The organism is Desulfovibrio sp. TomC, from assembly GCF_000801335.2.
GTDB lineage: Bacteria > Desulfobacterota > Desulfovibrionia > Desulfovibrionales > Desulfovibrionaceae > Solidesulfovibrio.
In genome coordinates this window covers 263,627-279,274 of the sequence record NZ_JSEH01000003.1, presented here as the reverse complement: position 1 = coordinate 279,274, position 15,648 = coordinate 263,627, and the positions used below count along the sequence as shown (strand labels likewise).

Annotated in this window: 12 protein-coding genes; 9 read left to right on the top strand and 3 right to left on the bottom strand. The window is 65.8% G+C overall.

Annotation, left to right across the window (positions count from 1 at the left end; translation table 11 throughout):
* Positions 1-11: 11 nt before the first annotated feature.
* Together NY78_RS04475 and NY78_RS04470 are read right to left on the bottom strand one after the other, a co-directional pair.
* A complete protein-coding gene (locus tag NY78_RS04475; RefSeq protein ID WP_043632188.1) occupies positions 12-2,645 on the bottom strand; it encodes a c-type cytochrome in 2,634 nt (877 codons plus the stop codon).
* Positions 2,646-2,649: 4 nt separating this feature from the next.
* A complete protein-coding gene (locus NY78_RS04470) occupies positions 2,650-3,696 on the bottom strand; it encodes a hypothetical protein (protein WP_043632185.1) in 1,047 nt (348 codons plus the stop codon).
* Positions 3,697-4,087: 391 nt separating this feature from the next.
* Here NY78_RS04470 and NY78_RS04465 point away from each other — a divergent pair, with 391 nt between their 5' ends.
* Positions 4,088-4,297 (top strand): hypothetical protein, encoded by a 210-nt coding sequence (locus NY78_RS04465; protein WP_043632182.1) that lies wholly within the window; start codon positions 4,088-4,090, stop codon positions 4,295-4,297.
* Positions 4,290-5,009: a ubiquinone/menaquinone biosynthesis methyltransferase gene (locus NY78_RS04460; protein ID WP_043632181.1), complete on the top strand. Its 720-nt coding sequence runs from the start codon at positions 4,290-4,292 to the stop codon at positions 5,007-5,009. The genes NY78_RS04465 and NY78_RS04460 overlap by 8 nt, the downstream gene beginning before the upstream one ends.
* A gap of 258 nt (positions 5,010-5,267) precedes the next feature.
* Here the strand turns inward: NY78_RS04460 and NY78_RS04455 are convergent, their stop codons facing one another.
* Entirely contained in the window at positions 5,268-5,474 is a 207-nt protein-coding gene (locus NY78_RS04455; RefSeq protein ID WP_043632364.1) for a DUF2065 domain-containing protein, read from the bottom strand.
* Between the two features lie 118 nt (positions 5,475-5,592).
* Between NY78_RS04455 and NY78_RS04450 the strand changes: the two genes are divergently transcribed.
* The 7 genes from NY78_RS04450 to NY78_RS04420 all read left to right on the top strand — a co-directional run bounded on the left by NY78_RS04450 (position 5,593) and on the right by NY78_RS04420 (position 15,565).
* Positions 5,593-6,906 (top strand): nucleotide sugar dehydrogenase, encoded by a 1,314-nt coding sequence (locus NY78_RS04450; protein WP_043632179.1) that lies wholly within the window; start codon positions 5,593-5,595, stop codon positions 6,904-6,906.
* 8 nt (positions 6,907-6,914) lie between these two features.
* A complete protein-coding gene (gene mqnB / locus NY78_RS04445) occupies positions 6,915-7,730 on the top strand; it encodes a futalosine hydrolase (RefSeq protein ID WP_053062134.1) in 816 nt (271 codons plus the stop codon).
* An 11-nt stretch (positions 7,731-7,741) separates the two neighbouring features.
* On the top strand, positions 7,742-8,599 hold the full coding sequence (locus NY78_RS04440) for an MqnA/MqnD/SBP family protein (protein WP_043632177.1): 858 nt from the start codon (positions 7,742-7,744) through the stop codon (positions 8,597-8,599).
* Positions 8,600-8,609: 10 nt separating this feature from the next.
* Positions 8,610-9,578, top strand: coding sequence for a polyprenyl synthetase family protein (locus NY78_RS04435; RefSeq protein ID WP_043632173.1), 969 nt, complete (start codon positions 8,610-8,612; stop codon positions 9,576-9,578).
* A gap of 58 nt (positions 9,579-9,636) precedes the next feature.
* Positions 9,637-12,633: an AIR synthase-related protein gene (locus tag NY78_RS04430; protein ID WP_043632169.1), complete on the top strand. Its 2,997-nt coding sequence runs from the start codon at positions 9,637-9,639 to the stop codon at positions 12,631-12,633.
* 304 nt (positions 12,634-12,937) lie between these two features.
* Entirely contained in the window at positions 12,938-13,429 is a 492-nt protein-coding gene (locus tag NY78_RS04425) for a cytochrome c family protein (RefSeq protein WP_043632168.1), read from the top strand.
* 123 nt (positions 13,430-13,552) lie between these two features.
* Entirely contained in the window at positions 13,553-15,565 is a 2,013-nt protein-coding gene (locus NY78_RS04420; protein WP_043632166.1) for a methyl-accepting chemotaxis protein, read from the top strand.
* The last annotated feature ends 83 nt before the right edge of the window (positions 15,566-15,648 follow it).

The window sequence follows — 15,648 nt, the reverse complement described above, 5'->3', positions numbered from 1 at the left end:
TCTCCAGCCAGCTACTTTATCATATTGGGATGGTGGGCATCCCCTTCCATCTCAACCGTATGGCAGACGTCGCAGCGCTTGCCCGAGGCAATGACTCCGGGAGCGCCCATGTACTGCATCGGCGCGATGTTGTTCACATCCAGGCCGTAGTCGTTAATCGCCACGTAGGTGGCATGGGGACTGCCGTGGCAGGCGGCGCACGGGATGTTGCCGGTGTCCTCGGTGCGGTTGCGAAACAACCCGGCTGCGTCCTTGGTCCAGGTGTTAAAGGCCGTGGCGTCCTTGGCCGGCCGGGTAAAGCCTTTGTGGCAGGTCAGGCAGTCGGGCAGCTGGGTCCAGGCGGCCCGGGGATGGACTGCGGCGGTGGTGGCCACGCTTCGCGGGGCCAGAGGAGCCAGCAGCCGGGCGGCAGCAGCCTTGCCGGCGGCCTTTTCAAAGGTCAGAAGCGAAATGGCATGGTCTTCCATGAAGCCGTGGCAGCGGGGACAGCCGACGCCGGCGGCGGCGTGGTTGTCGCGCTGGGCCTGGGTGACGCCGTTTGGCGCGGTCGGATGGCAGCGGTTGCAGGCTTCTTCCCCAAGGCCGGTCATGTACGAAGCATGGAAGCCATGGATCGCGGCCGAGAGGCTTAACAGTTCCGGCCGGCCGGGCAAACCGGCCGCGCTCGGGCCGGCATCGGGATGGCAGCCGAAGCAGGCGACTGGCTCACCGGCAGCGGCGCTCTGGACGAGCTTGGTGCCGTTTCGCTTGTCGTGGACGGCCAGGAGCGCCTGGGCCGTGGGCGTGGCCACGCCGGTGGCCGCGTCGATGGCCCAGTTCCCGCCGTGGCAGGTCTTGCAGCCCATTTCCGTGGACACGGCGGCCACGGCCTTGGTTTGGGCCAGGACCGCGCCGGCGGCGTCGGCGGCCGTCACGGTAAAGACCGGATACGGATTGATTTTACCGTCGTCGGACAGGGGCGAAACCGGGATGCCGGAGGCTGTAAAGGCCTTGCCGGCCAGGGTCATGGCGCCATCCGGAGTCAGGCCCGTGGTCGAGGTGTTGGCCGGCAGGTCCTTGCCAACCAGCGTCTTGGCGTATTTCCAGAATTCCAGATGGGCGTCCGGCTTTTTGGCCCCGTCCGGGGCGGCGTAGCGCACGGTTGCCCCCTCGGTGACCACTTCGGGCATGACGTCGCGCTTGATGACCACGGCTTTGAGGCCGTTCCCCGGCACTGCCAGGGAAAACGAGCCGTCGCAGCCGGCCATGGCCGCCACGCCCAGTTCCCCCACGGCCAGGACCAGATGCCCGGCATTCTCCAGATCAAAGGCAGGAATGGCGACTTCGGCCGGGGTGATGTCGACCGGCTTTTGCACTTGCGGGGCGTGGCCGTTTAGGCCCTCGACCACATAGGCGGCCAGGGCGTTTCGCTCGGCCGGGGAACCGAGAAAGGGCGGCATGTGGGTAAAAATCCTGCCCTGGCCGGTGAGATAGGCCTCCATGCCCTCGATGCCGACCCGGTTGGTGAATTTTTTGATGTCCCGGATGGGGCCGTCGATGCTGTGGCAGCTGACGCACTCCAGGGTAAAAAGCGCCTGCCCGGCCGCCAGCCGGTTTTCCGGGGTCACGTCCGTGACCGTGGCCCATTTGGCCCGGGGCAAAAGCGGTGCATCGTAGGGCGCGGCCTGACTGGGCCGGATGTCCGTGGACCAGAGCATCCCTTCGATCAGCCAGGGCTTGCGGGCTCCCTCGCGCATGGTTTCAAAGGTTCCGACCAGCCCAAGCCCAACCAGGAGCAAGGCCACGGCCAGCACCCGGCGAAGGGCCAGCGGCAGCTGGGTGACCAGGGCCAGCGAACCGGCGGCGGCAGCCAACAGCAGCGCCGGCCAGACCGCCCGGCAGGTCGCCAGCTCACTTGAACGACGCAGCAGGAAATCCTGCACCGAGGCCGGCAAAACACCCGCGTACCACCAGCCGGAAAGGAGCAGCACCGGGGCCGCCGCCACAACCCAGCGGCACGAAGCCCGCAGCATCGTCTCCCGCGCTTCTTCGTCCGGGATGCCAAGAGACGTGGCAAAACCGAACAGTCCGGCCAGAAGCAGTCCCAGGGCAAAACGCAGGACCAGCGAAGGCCAGAACGTGGGATTAAACAGGCCATCCCAGAAATCCATGGTCGCCGGCCACTGGCCCGGGGTGAGCATGAAGCCCACGATGCCGTTGACGACAAAGAGCGACAGGAAGGCAAAGGCGAAATAGAGCCAGCCGACCAGCATGTGGCGTTTGGCCGCAAGGCGATCAAAGCCGTAGTAGTAGACCAGGAGGGCCGCGATCTCGCCGGCAAAAAACGCCCATTCCGTGGCCCAGCCCCAGGCGAAGGTACGCACCAGCACCAACGTGGCCTGGGGCGAGAGCAGGGAGATGGTCAGCCAGATGCCGACACCGGAAAGGCCGCCGAAGACCATGGTCAGCAGCAGGAAAAACCGGGTGTGGCGATGCAGATAAGTCAGCAGCGGCTGTGAGCCGAGTGTTCTGGCCCGGGCTTCGGTCAGGACCAAAAAAAGCCCGCCGCCTACGGCAAAATAGGCCACATAGACATGGAGCACGGCAATAAGCACGATCCAAAAACCGCCGCCGGTCGAAGCCAGCTGCCAGACAGGAAATTCCATGACCCTATCCCCTTCTCGCCGTGCGGCGGTAGCTCATGACAGCCCAGACCACGGCTGCGGCGGTGGCGGCAAAGCTGGCCAAAAACATGATCAGCGGTCCGGCCTGAAAGGCCACGGGCAGCGACTCGGGCGAAAACTGCGGGGCCAGATAGGCTTGGCGCACCAGCTCGCGCACCGCCGCCATGCACCCGACGGTGACGACGATAAAAAATGCCGCCCGGCCGGCCCGGCCCCGCACGGCGTTAAGAAGCGCCGCCGCAGCCAGCCCCAGGCCGAGCATGAAGGCCAGCGTGGTTTCGGAGTGCGCGCCGAAAAACCGTTCCATGATGCCGCGCGGCAACGACAGGAGAAACCACAGCCCGATGGGAATCTGGGCCAGGGTGGCGAAGGTGAACCAGCGAAGCCCGGTGCGTTTGCGGACAGCCGCTTCGGCGTCGGTCCTGGCGGCCTTGCTGGAAAAAAGGGCCAAGTACAGGCCGCCAACGGCCAGGGAGGCGGTCACGAAATGCAGCCAGCGGGGCACAAAAGTCACATCGCCCACCGCCAGCGCCAAGCCGCCGTTCTCGGTCAAGGAGGGCTTCCACAGTTGCGGGGTAAGCGACAGGACCGAGACGTTGACCAAAATGAGGCTGGCCGCCAGCAACAGCGCCCCGGCCGCCGCCGCCGCCAGTCCCGAACCAGGACGCGCCGCCCGCGCCTGGAACACGTAGAGCAGGGCGTAGGCGATCATGACCACCATGAAAAGCGACAGCCAGGGAACAGCCGACAAGATGGCGGCGGTATAGAGGTACTGGCCGTAGAGCACCGAGGCAAACAGCAGCGGCGGAATAGCCAGGTTGACGCCCACGGCCACGGACCCGGGCAGGCGCTTGGCCAGGGCCACGGCAGCGCCACGGCTGCGCCCCGGCGAGAGCAGGGCCAGGAGCGTGCCGCCCAGGGCCACGTTGACCACCAGCAGATGGGCGGTAAAGGCAACCACGAGCAGCAGGTCGAAAAGCCACCAGGGGCCGGGGATGGCTGTTCCAGGGGCAATGGACAAGATCGGCGGCATACGGGAGGCTCCCTTCCCGGGCAAGCCCGCTTGCGACAGCGCGCGGCGCACATCGGGGATTCGGATTTCCCCTTCCCCTTACGGAAATATGGTTCCAATCACAACGCCAAAGAGCCATTTTCCAGGCAGCACCCCGCCCCGGGCCGTTTTTGCCGCCGGACGCCCACCCCGGACGCCCCCTCGACGCGCGAACCCGGCCGTGCTAGGGCCAGCGCAAAAAGGGGAGTGCCTCCCCTGGTTTTTCCCTTTTCCCGCCCGGCCCCTGCTCTTGGACGGTCCAAGGCCATTTCCCCCACCGGGCGGGTTTTTTCTCGAAGCCTCCGGGACCGTTCCCGAGACGATAGGCCGCCGGCCCCAAGGGCCGGGCAGCGGCCATGAAGGACGCAACAACATGGAAAAACGCGAGAATCTGGCCTTGCAGGTGACCAAGGAAATCGTGGTCAAGTTCGTCGAGACCGGCCGTATTTCGCCCGGCAATTTCACCGAGCATTTTGGACCCATCTACGAGGAAGTGCTGCGGGTCATCAGCCGTGGCCAGGACGAACAGGGCACGCCCGCCGGCGTGCGGGTCATCGCCAAGGGCGGGCGCGACAATGGCTGATCTGCCTGTTCCCGGCGACAACCGCCGCGTGGCCGGCATGTTCGGCCGGGTGGCCGGATCGTACGACCTGCTCAACCACGTGCTCTCGGCCGGCCTCGACATCGTCTGGCGGCGGGCCATGGTCCGCACGCTCCTGGCCCCCGGCCTGCCCCTTGGCCCCATCCTCGATCTGGCCGCCGGAACCCTCGACGTCTCCATCGCCATTGCCCGCAAAAGCCCCCGGCTGGTGCTGGCCGCCGATGTCTGCGGCCCCATGCTGCAAAAGGGCCTGGGCAAGCTCGACGCCGCCGCCCGCCGGCAGATCCATCCGGTGGTGGCCGACGGCCGCACCCTGCCCCTGCCCGACGCCTCGGTGGCCGGCGCGGCCATCGCCTTTGGCATCCGCAACATCCGGCCGCGCCCGGACGCCCTGGCCGAACTGGCTCGGGTCATCCGGCCGGGCGGGCGGCTCATTGTGCTGGAATTTGGCACCGGCAAGCGGCGGATGTGGGGCGGGGCGTATAATTTCTATCTGCGCCAGGTGCTGCCGCTCATCGGCAAGATCGTCTCCGGCGACGACGAGGCCTACCGCTATCTGGCCGAAACCATCCGCGACTTCCCCCAGGAAGCCGTGCTCGCCGACGAGATGCGCCGGGCCGGATTTGCCGACGTGGGCTACCGGGCCATGGCCGGCGGCATCGTCTTTCTCCACGCCGGGGTCAAAGCGGCATAAAGCGAGGGGGAGAAAGAAGGGGGAGAAGAGAAAAATGCCTCCGGCGGCCGGGGGGATGATCCCCCCGGCCCCCTGCACAGGAAGAAGTTTTTTATGGGGCTCTTGGCGCTGGCTGGATAGCCGGTCGGCAGCGGACCGGGACAGGCGAAGGCGGCGCTTGAAGGGAAACAGCGTTGCTTTGGCCAGGCACCGGGAGAAATGTTGAGACTAACAGGCGGCGGCCGTTGGTTGGGGAAACCATGCGGCCGCTCAAGCGGACTAGCCGCCTGAGGCGCGCAGAAAAAAGAGCAGGGCCAGACCGGACAGGATGGCCGTCATGCCCAGACCGCGCAGTTCGCCGGGCTTTCGCTCGGCCAAGGCTTTCAAGACCGTGGGCATCTTTTCCGCCGCCAGGAAGTACGGCAGCCCTTCCAGAATAAAGGCCAGACCAAGGGCCGTCAGGAACAGTTTCCAGTTAAATTCCATCACGCAAGGGTACGGTTTTGGCCGCGACATGTAAAGACGCCTATCTTGCCGGGGGGCGCGCTTTGCGGTATCGCGGCCATTGACCCGCTGCCTTTTTTTCAATCAAGGAGCACAACCATTGATCAGCTTTGAAGACATCCGCACGAAAAAAGCTGCCGTGGCGATCATCGGCCTGGGCTACGTCGGCCTGCCCCTGGCCGTGGCCCTGGCCCGCCATTTCGACGTGGTCGGTTTTGACGTCAAGGCCGCCCGGGTGGAAGAACTCATCGCCGGGCGCGACAGCACCCTCGAAGTCGAATCCGATGAGCTGGCCGCCGCCAGTCTGCGCTATACCAGCGATCCGGCCGAACTGGCCGCCTGCAAGGTCTTCATCGTGGCCGTGCCGACGCCGATAAACGCCAACCGGGTGCCCGACCTCGGCCCGCTGGTCAGTGCCTCTCGCCTGCTGGCCGGCTGGATCACCCCGGGCTCCATCGTCGTCTACGAGTCCACGGTCTACCCGGGCCTGACTGAGGAAATCTGCCTGCCGCTCTTGGAAAAAGGTTCCAACCTGACCGCCGGCCAGGACTTTTTTGTGGGCTATTCCCCGGAACGCATAAACCCCGGCGACAAGGTCCACACCCTGGCCACCGTGGTCAAAATCGTGGCCGGCCAGACCCCGGAAGTCACCGACCTGCTGGCCGAGCTTTATGGAGCCGTGGTCACCGCCGGCATCCACAAAGCGGCTTCGATCAAGGTGGCCGAGGCGGCCAAGGTCATCGAAAACACCCAGCGCGACATCAATATTGCGCTTATGAACGAATTGTCGATGATCTGCGAACGCCTGGACATCGACACTGTGGACGTGTTGCGCGCGGCCGAGACGAAATGGAATTTCCTGCCCTTTCGCCCGGGTCTGGTCGGCGGCCACTGCATCGGCGTCGATCCCTACTACCTGCTCTACAAGGCCCAAAGCCTCAACCTGCATCCGCAGGTCATCCCGGCCGGGCGTCGCATCAACGACTCCATGGCCAAGCATGTGGCCGAAGTGACCATCAAGATGCTCATTCGCTCCGAGTGCCGGGCTGCCTGCGCCCGCATCGGCGTGCTGGGCCTGACCTTTAAGGAAAACGTCCCTGACCTGCGCAACACCAAGGTCGTGGACATCATCCGCGAGCTTTGCGATTTCCGGATGCACGTGCTGGTCCACGATCCCATGGCCTCCCCGGAGGAGGCCCGCGAGGAATACGGCCTGACGCTCGTCCCCTGCGAAGAGCTGCGCGAGCTTGACGCGCTCATTATCGCCGTCAACCACGCCGCCTTCAAGGCGCTCTCCCTGACAGAACTCGCCACCTGGTTTCGCCCCACGGTCGAGCCGATCCTTATTGACGTCAAGGGCGTGTTCGAGCGCACCGAGGCCGAAACCGCCGGCTACCGCTACTGGCGTTTGTAAAAGCCTCCATGCCAAGACCCGCATCGTTCCCCGGCCCGGCCGCCGCGCCCCATGCGGCGCATCCGGCCGGGCCGGGGAGCGTCTCCCCTGCCCCTTCCGGCCGGCTGCTCCTGGTCCTGGCCACGGCCAAGGAATACCGGGCCGCGTTGTCGGGCCTGGGCGCGCCGGCTCCCCCGGCCCCAGGTGAAACCGTAGCCTGGCGGCGCGGCGGCCGGGAGTATTGCGTCCTTGTTTCCGGGGTCGGACCGGTGGCTGCGGCCATGGCTGCCGGCCGGGCCATCGGCCGGGCCCAGGCCACGCCCGGCCGGGAACTTGGCGGCGTCGTCGGCCTTGGCATTGCCGGCAGCTTTGACCTAAACGCCCTGCCCCTGGGCGGGGTTGTTGCGGCAACGGCTGAAATCTTTCCCGAATATGGCCTGCGCCGCCCGGACGGCGCGGCAGCGGCCGACGCCCGGGGCATGGCCTTTCCCCAGACCACCATCGACGGACACGATATTTACGACCGCCTGCCCCTGCCCCCGCCAGCCGAGGCGGCCCGGGCCATGGGCCTGACTCTGCCCGAAACGGCCGTGATCGGTCCCTGCCTGACCGTGGCCGGCGTCACCGCCTCGGCCGACCGGGCCGCCGGTCTGATCCGGACCACTGCCGCCCTGGCCGAGTCCATGGAAGGATTTGCCGTGGCCCTGTGCGCTGTCTCGGCGGGTCTGCCCGCCCTGGAAGTGCGCGTCATTTCCAACCGGGTGGGTTCGCGCCCACCGGCCGACTGGGACCTGCCCGGGGCCTTTGCCGCCCTGGGCCGCGCCGCCGCCTGTCTTTTTTCCTGAGCGAGGCCTGCATGGACGTCGTCAGTTTTGCCATCTCCCCCTGTCCCAACGATGTGACCATCTTCGGGGCGCTGCTCCTTGGCCGGGTCGCTCTCCCCGGCGTTCGGACGGAATTCGCCTTTGAGGACGTGGAGACCTTAAACGAGGCTGCCCTGGCCGGGGCCTACGACGTGGTCAAAATCTCCGCGGCCATGGCCGCGCCCCTGGCCGACGCCTATGCGGTCCTGCCCTCGGGCGCGGCCTTCGGCTTTGGGGCCGGCCCCAAGCTGGTGGTCAAACAGGGTTTTGCCGGCCGGCCCCGCTCCGTGGCCGTGCCCGGGCTTCGCACCACGGCCGCAACGCTCCTGCGCGCCGCCCTGGCCGCCGACGACCCCGGGCTGCCGCCCCCGGACGCGGCCTTTGTCCCGGTGCGCTACGACGCAATCGTCGAGGCCGTGCAGTCGGGCCGCACCGAGGCCGGGCTGCTCATCCACGAAACCGCCCTGGCCGCTGCCAGCCACGGCCTGGAACTGGTTCTCGACCTCGGGGCCTGGTGGCAGGCGCGCATCCCGGACTCCCCGGTTCCGCTGGGGGTCATCGTGGCCAAAAAAAGCCTGGGCGAAAAGCGTCTGGCCGCGCTGGGCCAGGTGTTGCGCCAAAGCTTGGCCATGGCCCGGGCCGAACCGGAACTGGTGGCCCCGCTGGTGCGGCTTTTTGCCCGGGAACGCGACGAAGCCGTCATTGCCGCCCATATCCGGGCCTATGTCGGCGATTTGAGCCTGGACATGGGACCCGCCGGGCGCACGGCCCTGGCCGAACTGGCGCAAATGGCCCCAGCCCGCCATTTCAAGGCCCTTCCCCCCTTGCCAGCCCAGGACGATTGCTGGTAAAGCCGAGCGGATGAGCGATATTGCGGACATTGTTACTCGGGAAGTCCCGGCCATCAACCGGTACCTGGAGGGCGCGGCCGGCACGCTGAACCCTCTGGTGCAGCCGGTGGTGCGCCATGTGCTGCTGGCCGGAGGCAAACGCCTGCGTCCGCTGCTCACCATTCTGGTGGCCAGGGCTTTGGGCTACACTGGGGACGACATCCATCCCCTGGCCTGCTCCCTGGAATTCCTCCACTCGGCAACACTGCTGCACGACGACATCGTCGACGGTGCCAAACTCCGCCGGGGCCGCGAATCCGCCCATGTCCGTTTCGGCACGACCCACACTATCCTGGCCGGCGATGTCCTGCTCGCCCTGGCCAACCGACTGGTGGCCGAATACGACAATCCGGAACTGACCCGCATCCTGTCCGAGGCGCTCCTGCAGACCGCCACCGGCGAAATCCTGGAAATTGCCCATCTGCGCGACATCGACCTGCCCCTGGACACCTATTTTTCCATCATCACCGGCAAGACCGCCTACCTGATCCAGGCCTCCTGCCACTGCGGCGCGGTGTTGGCCGGGGCCAGCGACACCCTGTGTCAGGCGGCCCGGGACCTCGGCCACGCCATCGGCATCGCCTTCCAGCTCGTGGACGACGCCCTGGACTACACCTCGCCGGCCACGGTGTCGGGCAAGCCCACCGGCGGCGACCTCAAGGAAGGCAAAGTCACGTTGCCGCTGCTCCTCTATCTCGCCGGATTGCCCTTCGAGGAACGCCGCCGGTTGGCTGAAGATTTCCGCCAGGACCAACTTTCTGCCGAGGATATCGAATATTTGCGCGGCAACATTGTTGCCGGCGGACACGCCGACAAAACCCGGGAGATGGCCGGCGACTATCTGGCCAAGGCCCAGGCCGCCCTGGCCCTGTTTCCGCCTTCCCCCGAAGCCGAGCTGATCAGCGATGTCCTGGCCCCCATGCTCGCCCGGGACAAATAGGAAGCATCCAGCCGGCGGCATGCCCGCACACCTCTGACCCCAAAACGGAAGGAACGCCATGCTCAGTCGTGTCGCCGTGGGCCTGCGCCCAAGCGTCCGGGACGTGGTCGGCCAGCGCGTGGCCGGCAAGATCCAAAACGAATTGGATCTGCCGGTCGCCGCCGTCGCCATTATCAGAATATTCACCGTTGCCGGCCTTGACCCCGCCGAGATCGCTGCCGTCATCGCCGCCGGCGTACTCCACGATCCGGTCGTCCAGACCGCTGCCGCCGTTCCTCTTCACCCGCACGGCGAACCGGCCGACTGGGTCATCGAAGTGGGCTTTCGCCCCGGCGTCACCGACAACGAGGCCAGAACCGCCAAGGAAGCCATTGCCCTGGCCCTTGGCCTGGATGCTGCCCGCAAGAAGGATCTGGCCGTCTACACTGCCGTCCAGTACCACATTGCCGGCCTGCCCGACCGGGCCGCAGCCGAGCACGTGGCCCTGGACCTGCTCGCCAACGACCTGCTCCAGCGCCATGACGTCAAATCCCGCGACGAATGGGCAGCCGAACCCGGCTTCCCGGCCCGGGAGGCCAAGGTCACGGGCAAGGCCAACGCCACGGTCGAGGTGCCCGATCTCTTCAACATGACCGAAGAGCAGATGCTCACGCTCAGTAGTGAGCGCACCCTGGCCCTGTCCCTGGACGAATGGTGGGCCATCCGGGCCTATTTCGGCCTGCCCGGGTTCAAGCTGCGCCGCGTGTCCTGGGGGCTGATCCACAACCCCACCGACGTGGAACTGGAGTGCATGGCCCAGACCTGGTCCGAGCACTGCAAGCACAAAATTTTCAGCGCGGCCATCACCTACCGCGACCTGGAGACCGGCGACGAGGAAGAAATCGTCAGCCTGTACAAGACCTATATTCAGCGCTCAACCGCCGACATCCGGGCGGCCCTGGGCGAACGCGACTTCTGCCTGTCGGTCTTTTCCGACAACGCCGGCGTGGTGCGTTTCACCGACGATCTCAATTTGTGCATCAAGGTCGAGACCCACAACAGCCCCTCGGCCCTTGACCCCTACGGCGGAGCCTTGACCGGCATTGTCGGCGTCAACCGCGATCCCATGGGCACGGGCATCGGCGCGAATTTGCTGTGCAACACCGACGTCTTCTGCTTTGCCTCGCCCTTTTTCGAAGGCCAGCTGCCGCCGCGCCTGCTCCACCCCCGCCGGGTGCTCGAAGGCGTGCGCGAGGGCGTCGAACACGGCGGCAACAAGTCCGGCGTGCCGACGGTCAACGGTTCCATCGTCTTTGACGAACGCTACCTCGGCAAACCGCTGGTCTTTTGCGGCACCGTCGGCATGCTGCCGGCCGTCATAAACGGCAAACCCAGCCATTATAAAAAGGCCATGGCCGGCGATTACATCGTCATGACCGGCGGCCGGGTGGGCAAGGACGGCATCCACGGCGCGACCTTCTCGTCGGAAGAACTCCACGAAGGTTCCCCGGCCACGGCCGTGCAGATCGGCGATCCCATCACCCAGCGGCGCATGTATGATTTCCTCATGCGCGCCCGGGATATGGGCCTGTACAACGCCATCACCGACAACGGGGCCGGCGGCCTGTCCAGCTCGGTTGGCGAAATGGCCCAGGACTGCGGCGGCTGCGAACTCTACCTCGACCGGGTGCCGCTCAAATACGACGGGCTGGTCCCCTGGGAGATCTTTACCTCCGAGGCCCAGGAACGCATGACCCTGGCCGTGCCGCCGGACAAATTCGCCCAGTTCATGGCCCTGGCCAAGGAAATGGGGGTCGAGGCCACGGAGCTTGGCCAGTACACCAATTCCGGCTACCTGCGCGTCTACTACGGCAAGCACACCGTGGCCTACATTGACATGGATTTCCTCCACAACGGCACGCCGCGCATGTCGCTTGTGGCCGAGTGGAAGCGTCCGGTCATCGCCCGCACCGAGCCGGTCCTGCCGGCTGGCGGACATGGGCCGCTGCTCAAAAAGATGCTTGGCCGGCTCAATATCTGCAGCAAGGAATACGTGGTCCGCCAGTACGACCACGAGGTCAAGGGCGGTTCGGCCGTCAAACCCCTGTGCGGCGTGCGCCGCGACGGCCCGTCCGACGGCGGCGTGCTGCGTCCGGTGCTTTCGCGCCCCGAAGGCGTGGCGCTCACCCATGGCATCTGCCCCCGCTACTCCGACATCGACGCCTACTGGATGATGGCTGCGGCCATTGACGAGGCCGTGCGCGGGGCCGTGGGCGTGGGCGCCGATCCCGAACGGCTGGCCGGCGTTGACAACTTCTGCTGGTGCGACCCGGTGGAGTCGGCCAAGACTCCGGACGGACGCTACAAGCTGGCCCAGCTGGTGCGGGCCAACAAGGCCCTGGCCCATTTCTGCCGGGCCTTTATGGTACCCTGCATCTCGGGCAAAGACTCCATGAAAAACGACTATTCCGGCGGCGGAGCCAAAATCTCCATCCCGCCGACGGTCCTGTTCTCGGTCATGGGCTTTGTGCCCGACGTCTCCCGGGTGGTCACCTCCGACTTCAAGCGCCCGGGCGACCTCGTCTACATCCTGGGGGCCACGGCGGCCGAACTCGGCGCGTCCGAGTTGGCTGACGAACTGGGCTTCACCTCTCCGGACGTGCCGCAAGTCGAAGCCCTCTCGGCCCGTCGTCGCTACCAAACGCTCTTTGCCGCCATCACGGCCGGGCTGGTCAGTGCCTGCCACGACTGTTCCGACGGCGGTCTGGCCGTGGCCCTGGCCGAAATGGCCATCGGCGGCCGGCTTGGGGCCGATCTCGACTGCGACGCCGCCCCGGGCGCCGCCCGCCTCAGCGACCTGGAACTGCTCTACAGCGAATCCCAGAGCCGTCTGGTGGTCAGCGTCTCCCCGGAGAACCAGACCGCCTTCGAGACGCTCTTTGCCGGCCAGCCCGTCGGCCGGCTCGGCGTCGTCACCGAGGCTCCGGCCCTTCTCCTGCGCCGCGGCCAGACCCTCCTGTGCCGGGAACCGGCCGAAGAACTGGCCCAGGCCTTCAAGGCTACGCTTAACTGGTAGCCCTGCCGCCGGACCGCCGGCCGCAACCCATCCGATACCGCCGGGGGAGCCATTCCCCCGGCGTTTTTTTTGCTTCAAAGCGCTCTGGCCTCGACCGGAACCCAGGCCGAGTCGAAAAGAACGCTCTATCTGTATACGCCAGGCAACATTGCGCCGACAGGCCAATCCAGGGCCTTTCCCCCAAAAGCACGAATTGTCCGGCCAAAGTGACTTCCTGCGCCATTCGGCAAACCGTATTGCACCCCAGTTGTCATTGTGTTACGAATATGCAGTTCCCCTTTCCACTTCAACCGAGGAGACCGCCATGGTCCGTTGGCGTGCTTGGTGCCAGGCATTGCTCACGGTGGGTCTTTGTGCCTGCCCCATCGGATTTGCAACCGCACAGCCCCCTGCCGCGGCCGGGACGACGGCCTCCTATGTCGGCTCCAAAGCCTGTATGGACTGTCACCCCAAGGAATACGAGTCGTTTACCAGGTATTCCAAAAAAGCCCACTCCTCCCAGTCCATCAAGATCATGGCTCCCAAGCTTTCGGCCGAGGAACTCAACGGCTGTTTCGCCTGCCACACCACCGGCTACGGCCAGCCCGGCGGCTTCGTCAGCTTTGAAAAAACCCCGGAACTGGCCGACGCCGGCTGCGAGGTCTGCCACGGCCCGGGCTCCGCCCATGCCGACGCCGGCGGCGACGCCACGCTCATTCGTGCGAAACTGGCCATGTCCATGTGCGAGAGCTGCCACAACGCCGAACGGGTCCGGACCTTTAATTTCAAGCCCATGCTCTTTGCCGGGGCGCACTGAGCAGCAGGGCCGCGCCGTGAGGCGTTCGGGTGGAGAGTCAAGCCCGCTTTACAATCCGTGTGAGGAGGTTGCCCCGACGTTTGCCCCGGGAGACTGACGGGCCGCCCCATGAGGAGGCCGGCGATGAATGTGGTTGCGCGTTCGCTTGGGATCAAGGTGCTGCTGCTTGTTTCGGGGCTGACCATACTGGCCTTTGCCGGACTGTTTCTGGCCAATTCGTATTGGCAACGCCAGGGGGCGGTGGCCCAGATCGACCGGGCGGCCAAACGCTCAAGCGACATGCTGCGCATGGCCATTGAGGAACCCATGCGGCTTGGCAAAAACGCCGAGACCAAATCCCAGTTTGCCAAGGTTGCCGCCGCCCACCAGGACATCCGGGTGTTCCTGACCGATTTCAAGGCCAACGTGACCTATGCCACCGACAGCGCCGCCGTGCGCCAGGACATGGCCCGCGTGACGTCGGACCCGTCCGTGGCCGAGTTGGTCAAAAAGGCCCTGGCCGAGGACTTCCACGGCGGCGAGATCCTGTCCTGGGCCGGGGTGCCGTCGTTTGTGGCCGTCAATTCGGTGCGCAATGAACCCGACTGCCACCACTGCCACGGCGTGTCCAAGCCCATCCTTGGAGCCATGGTGGTGGTCCAGGACGTTGCCCCGGAAATGGCCCGGCTGACTGCGGACCAATACAAGGCCGCCGGGTTGTCGCTTGGCGGACTGGCGGCGCTGTTGACCACCCTGCTCCTGTTTATGAAATTCGCCGTGGTCTCCCGGGTCAAGAAAATCGCCGCCCTGTCGGCCGAGATTGCCAAGGGGGCCCTCGACCTCACCTTTGACGATCCCGGCCAGGACGAAATCGCCGCCCTGGCCGGCAACCTCTCGGCCATGGTCGGCACCATCAAGGACCAGCTCGAATACAACCGGGGCGTTTTAAACGGCGTCATCATCCCCATCTTCGTGGCCGACAAAGAGCGGCGCTTCGAGTTTGTCAACACGCCGCTGACCAACATCCTCGGCAAATCCGCCAAGGAGATGCTCGGCAAACCGGTCACTGACAGCTTCCTGCGCGAGGACGGCCGTTCAGGCTGCGCCGCCGTGCTGTCCACCGGCGAGTGTTCCAGCGGCTTTACCCGTTTTACCCGCTCCGATGGCCGGCTCTTCCCGCTGCATTACGAAATCTCGCCGCTCAAAAACGCGGCCGGCGCGGTTGTGGGCGTCATCGGCGTCCTGATCGACCTCACCCAGGAGGAACGCGACAAGGACCACATCAAGGCCCAACGCGAAAAATTGCTGGCCGTGGCCGACGAGGTCACTGCCGTGGCCCAGGAGCTTTCCAGCGCTTCGGATGTCTTAAGCGCCCGCATGGAGGAACTGACCTCCGGCGTGGCCAACACCGCCCAGGAGACCGAGCGGGTGGCCACGGCCATGGAACAGATGAACGCCACGGTCCTGGAAGTGGCCAAAAATGCCGGCGACACGGCCCGGGCCTCGGAAACGGCCACCAAGGAAGCCGAAGCCGGGGGACGGGAGGTCGAACAGACCGTCCGGGAAACCCGGCTGGTGTCGCAGCGCACCGCCGATCTGGCCGCTTCCCTGGGCGAGCTTGAGGTGCGGGCGCAAAACATCGGACAGGTGCTCTCGGTGATTGGCGACATCGCCGACCAGACCAATCTCCTGGCCCTCAATGCCGCCATCGAGGCGGCTCGGGCCGGCGAGGCCGGACGCGGCTTTGCCGTGGTGGCCGACGAAGTCCGCAAACTGGCCGAAAAAACCATGACCGCCACGGCCGAAGTGGCCTCGGCTGTCGGCGAGATCCAGGACAGCACCCGGCAGGTGGTCACCGGCATGGGCGAAACCAAGACCCGGGTGGAACGGACGGCGGATATGGCCGAGGGATCGGGAGCGGTGCTCGGACGCATCGTCGGCCAAGCCACCCGCATTGCCGACATGGTGCGCAACATCGCCACTGCCTCGGAAGAGCAGTCCGCCACCAGCGAGGAAGTCTCCGGCAGCGTGGCCCACATCAATGAACTCTCCAAGGACCTGACCGGGCGTATTGCCGAAGCCGGGGAACGCATTCACGAAGTGCGCACCATGGCCAATCATCTGGCCAAACTCGTGGAGCAGTTCCGGGAAGAGTAAGACAGGACCCGGTGACGGGCGCGCTTGACAATATGGGGTAAACTAAAGGATAGACTTGTCCGTGCGCGATCGGTATTTTTGCC

Coding starts and splice junctions, on each gene's coding strand:
- NY78_RS04435 (WP_043632173.1), top strand. CDS start 8,610: ATGAGCGATATTGCGGACATTGTTACTCGGGAAGTCCCGGCCATCAAC.
- NY78_RS04420 (WP_043632166.1), top strand. CDS start 13,553: ATGAATGTGGTTGCGCGTTCGCTTGGGATCAAGGTGCTGCTGCTTGTT.
- NY78_RS04460 (WP_043632181.1), top strand. CDS start 4,290: ATGGCTGATCTGCCTGTTCCCGGCGACAACCGCCGCGTGGCCGGCATG.
- NY78_RS04475 (WP_043632188.1), bottom strand. CDS start 2,645: ATGGAATTTCCTGTCTGGCAGCTGGCTTCGACCGGCGGCGGTTTTTGG.
- NY78_RS04440 (WP_043632177.1), top strand. CDS start 7,742: ATGGACGTCGTCAGTTTTGCCATCTCCCCCTGTCCCAACGATGTGACC.
- NY78_RS04455 (WP_043632364.1), bottom strand. CDS start 5,474: ATGGAATTTAACTGGAAACTGTTCCTGACGGCCCTTGGTCTGGCCTTT.
- NY78_RS04470 (WP_043632185.1), bottom strand. CDS start 3,696: ATGCCGCCGATCTTGTCCATTGCCCCTGGAACAGCCATCCCCGGCCCC.
- NY78_RS04430 (WP_043632169.1), top strand. CDS start 9,637: ATGCTCAGTCGTGTCGCCGTGGGCCTGCGCCCAAGCGTCCGGGACGTG.
- NY78_RS04465 (WP_043632182.1), top strand. CDS start 4,088: ATGGAAAAACGCGAGAATCTGGCCTTGCAGGTGACCAAGGAAATCGTG.
- mqnB (WP_053062134.1), top strand. CDS start 6,915: ATGCCAAGACCCGCATCGTTCCCCGGCCCGGCCGCCGCGCCCCATGCG.
- NY78_RS04425 (WP_043632168.1), top strand. CDS start 12,938: ATGGTCCGTTGGCGTGCTTGGTGCCAGGCATTGCTCACGGTGGGTCTT.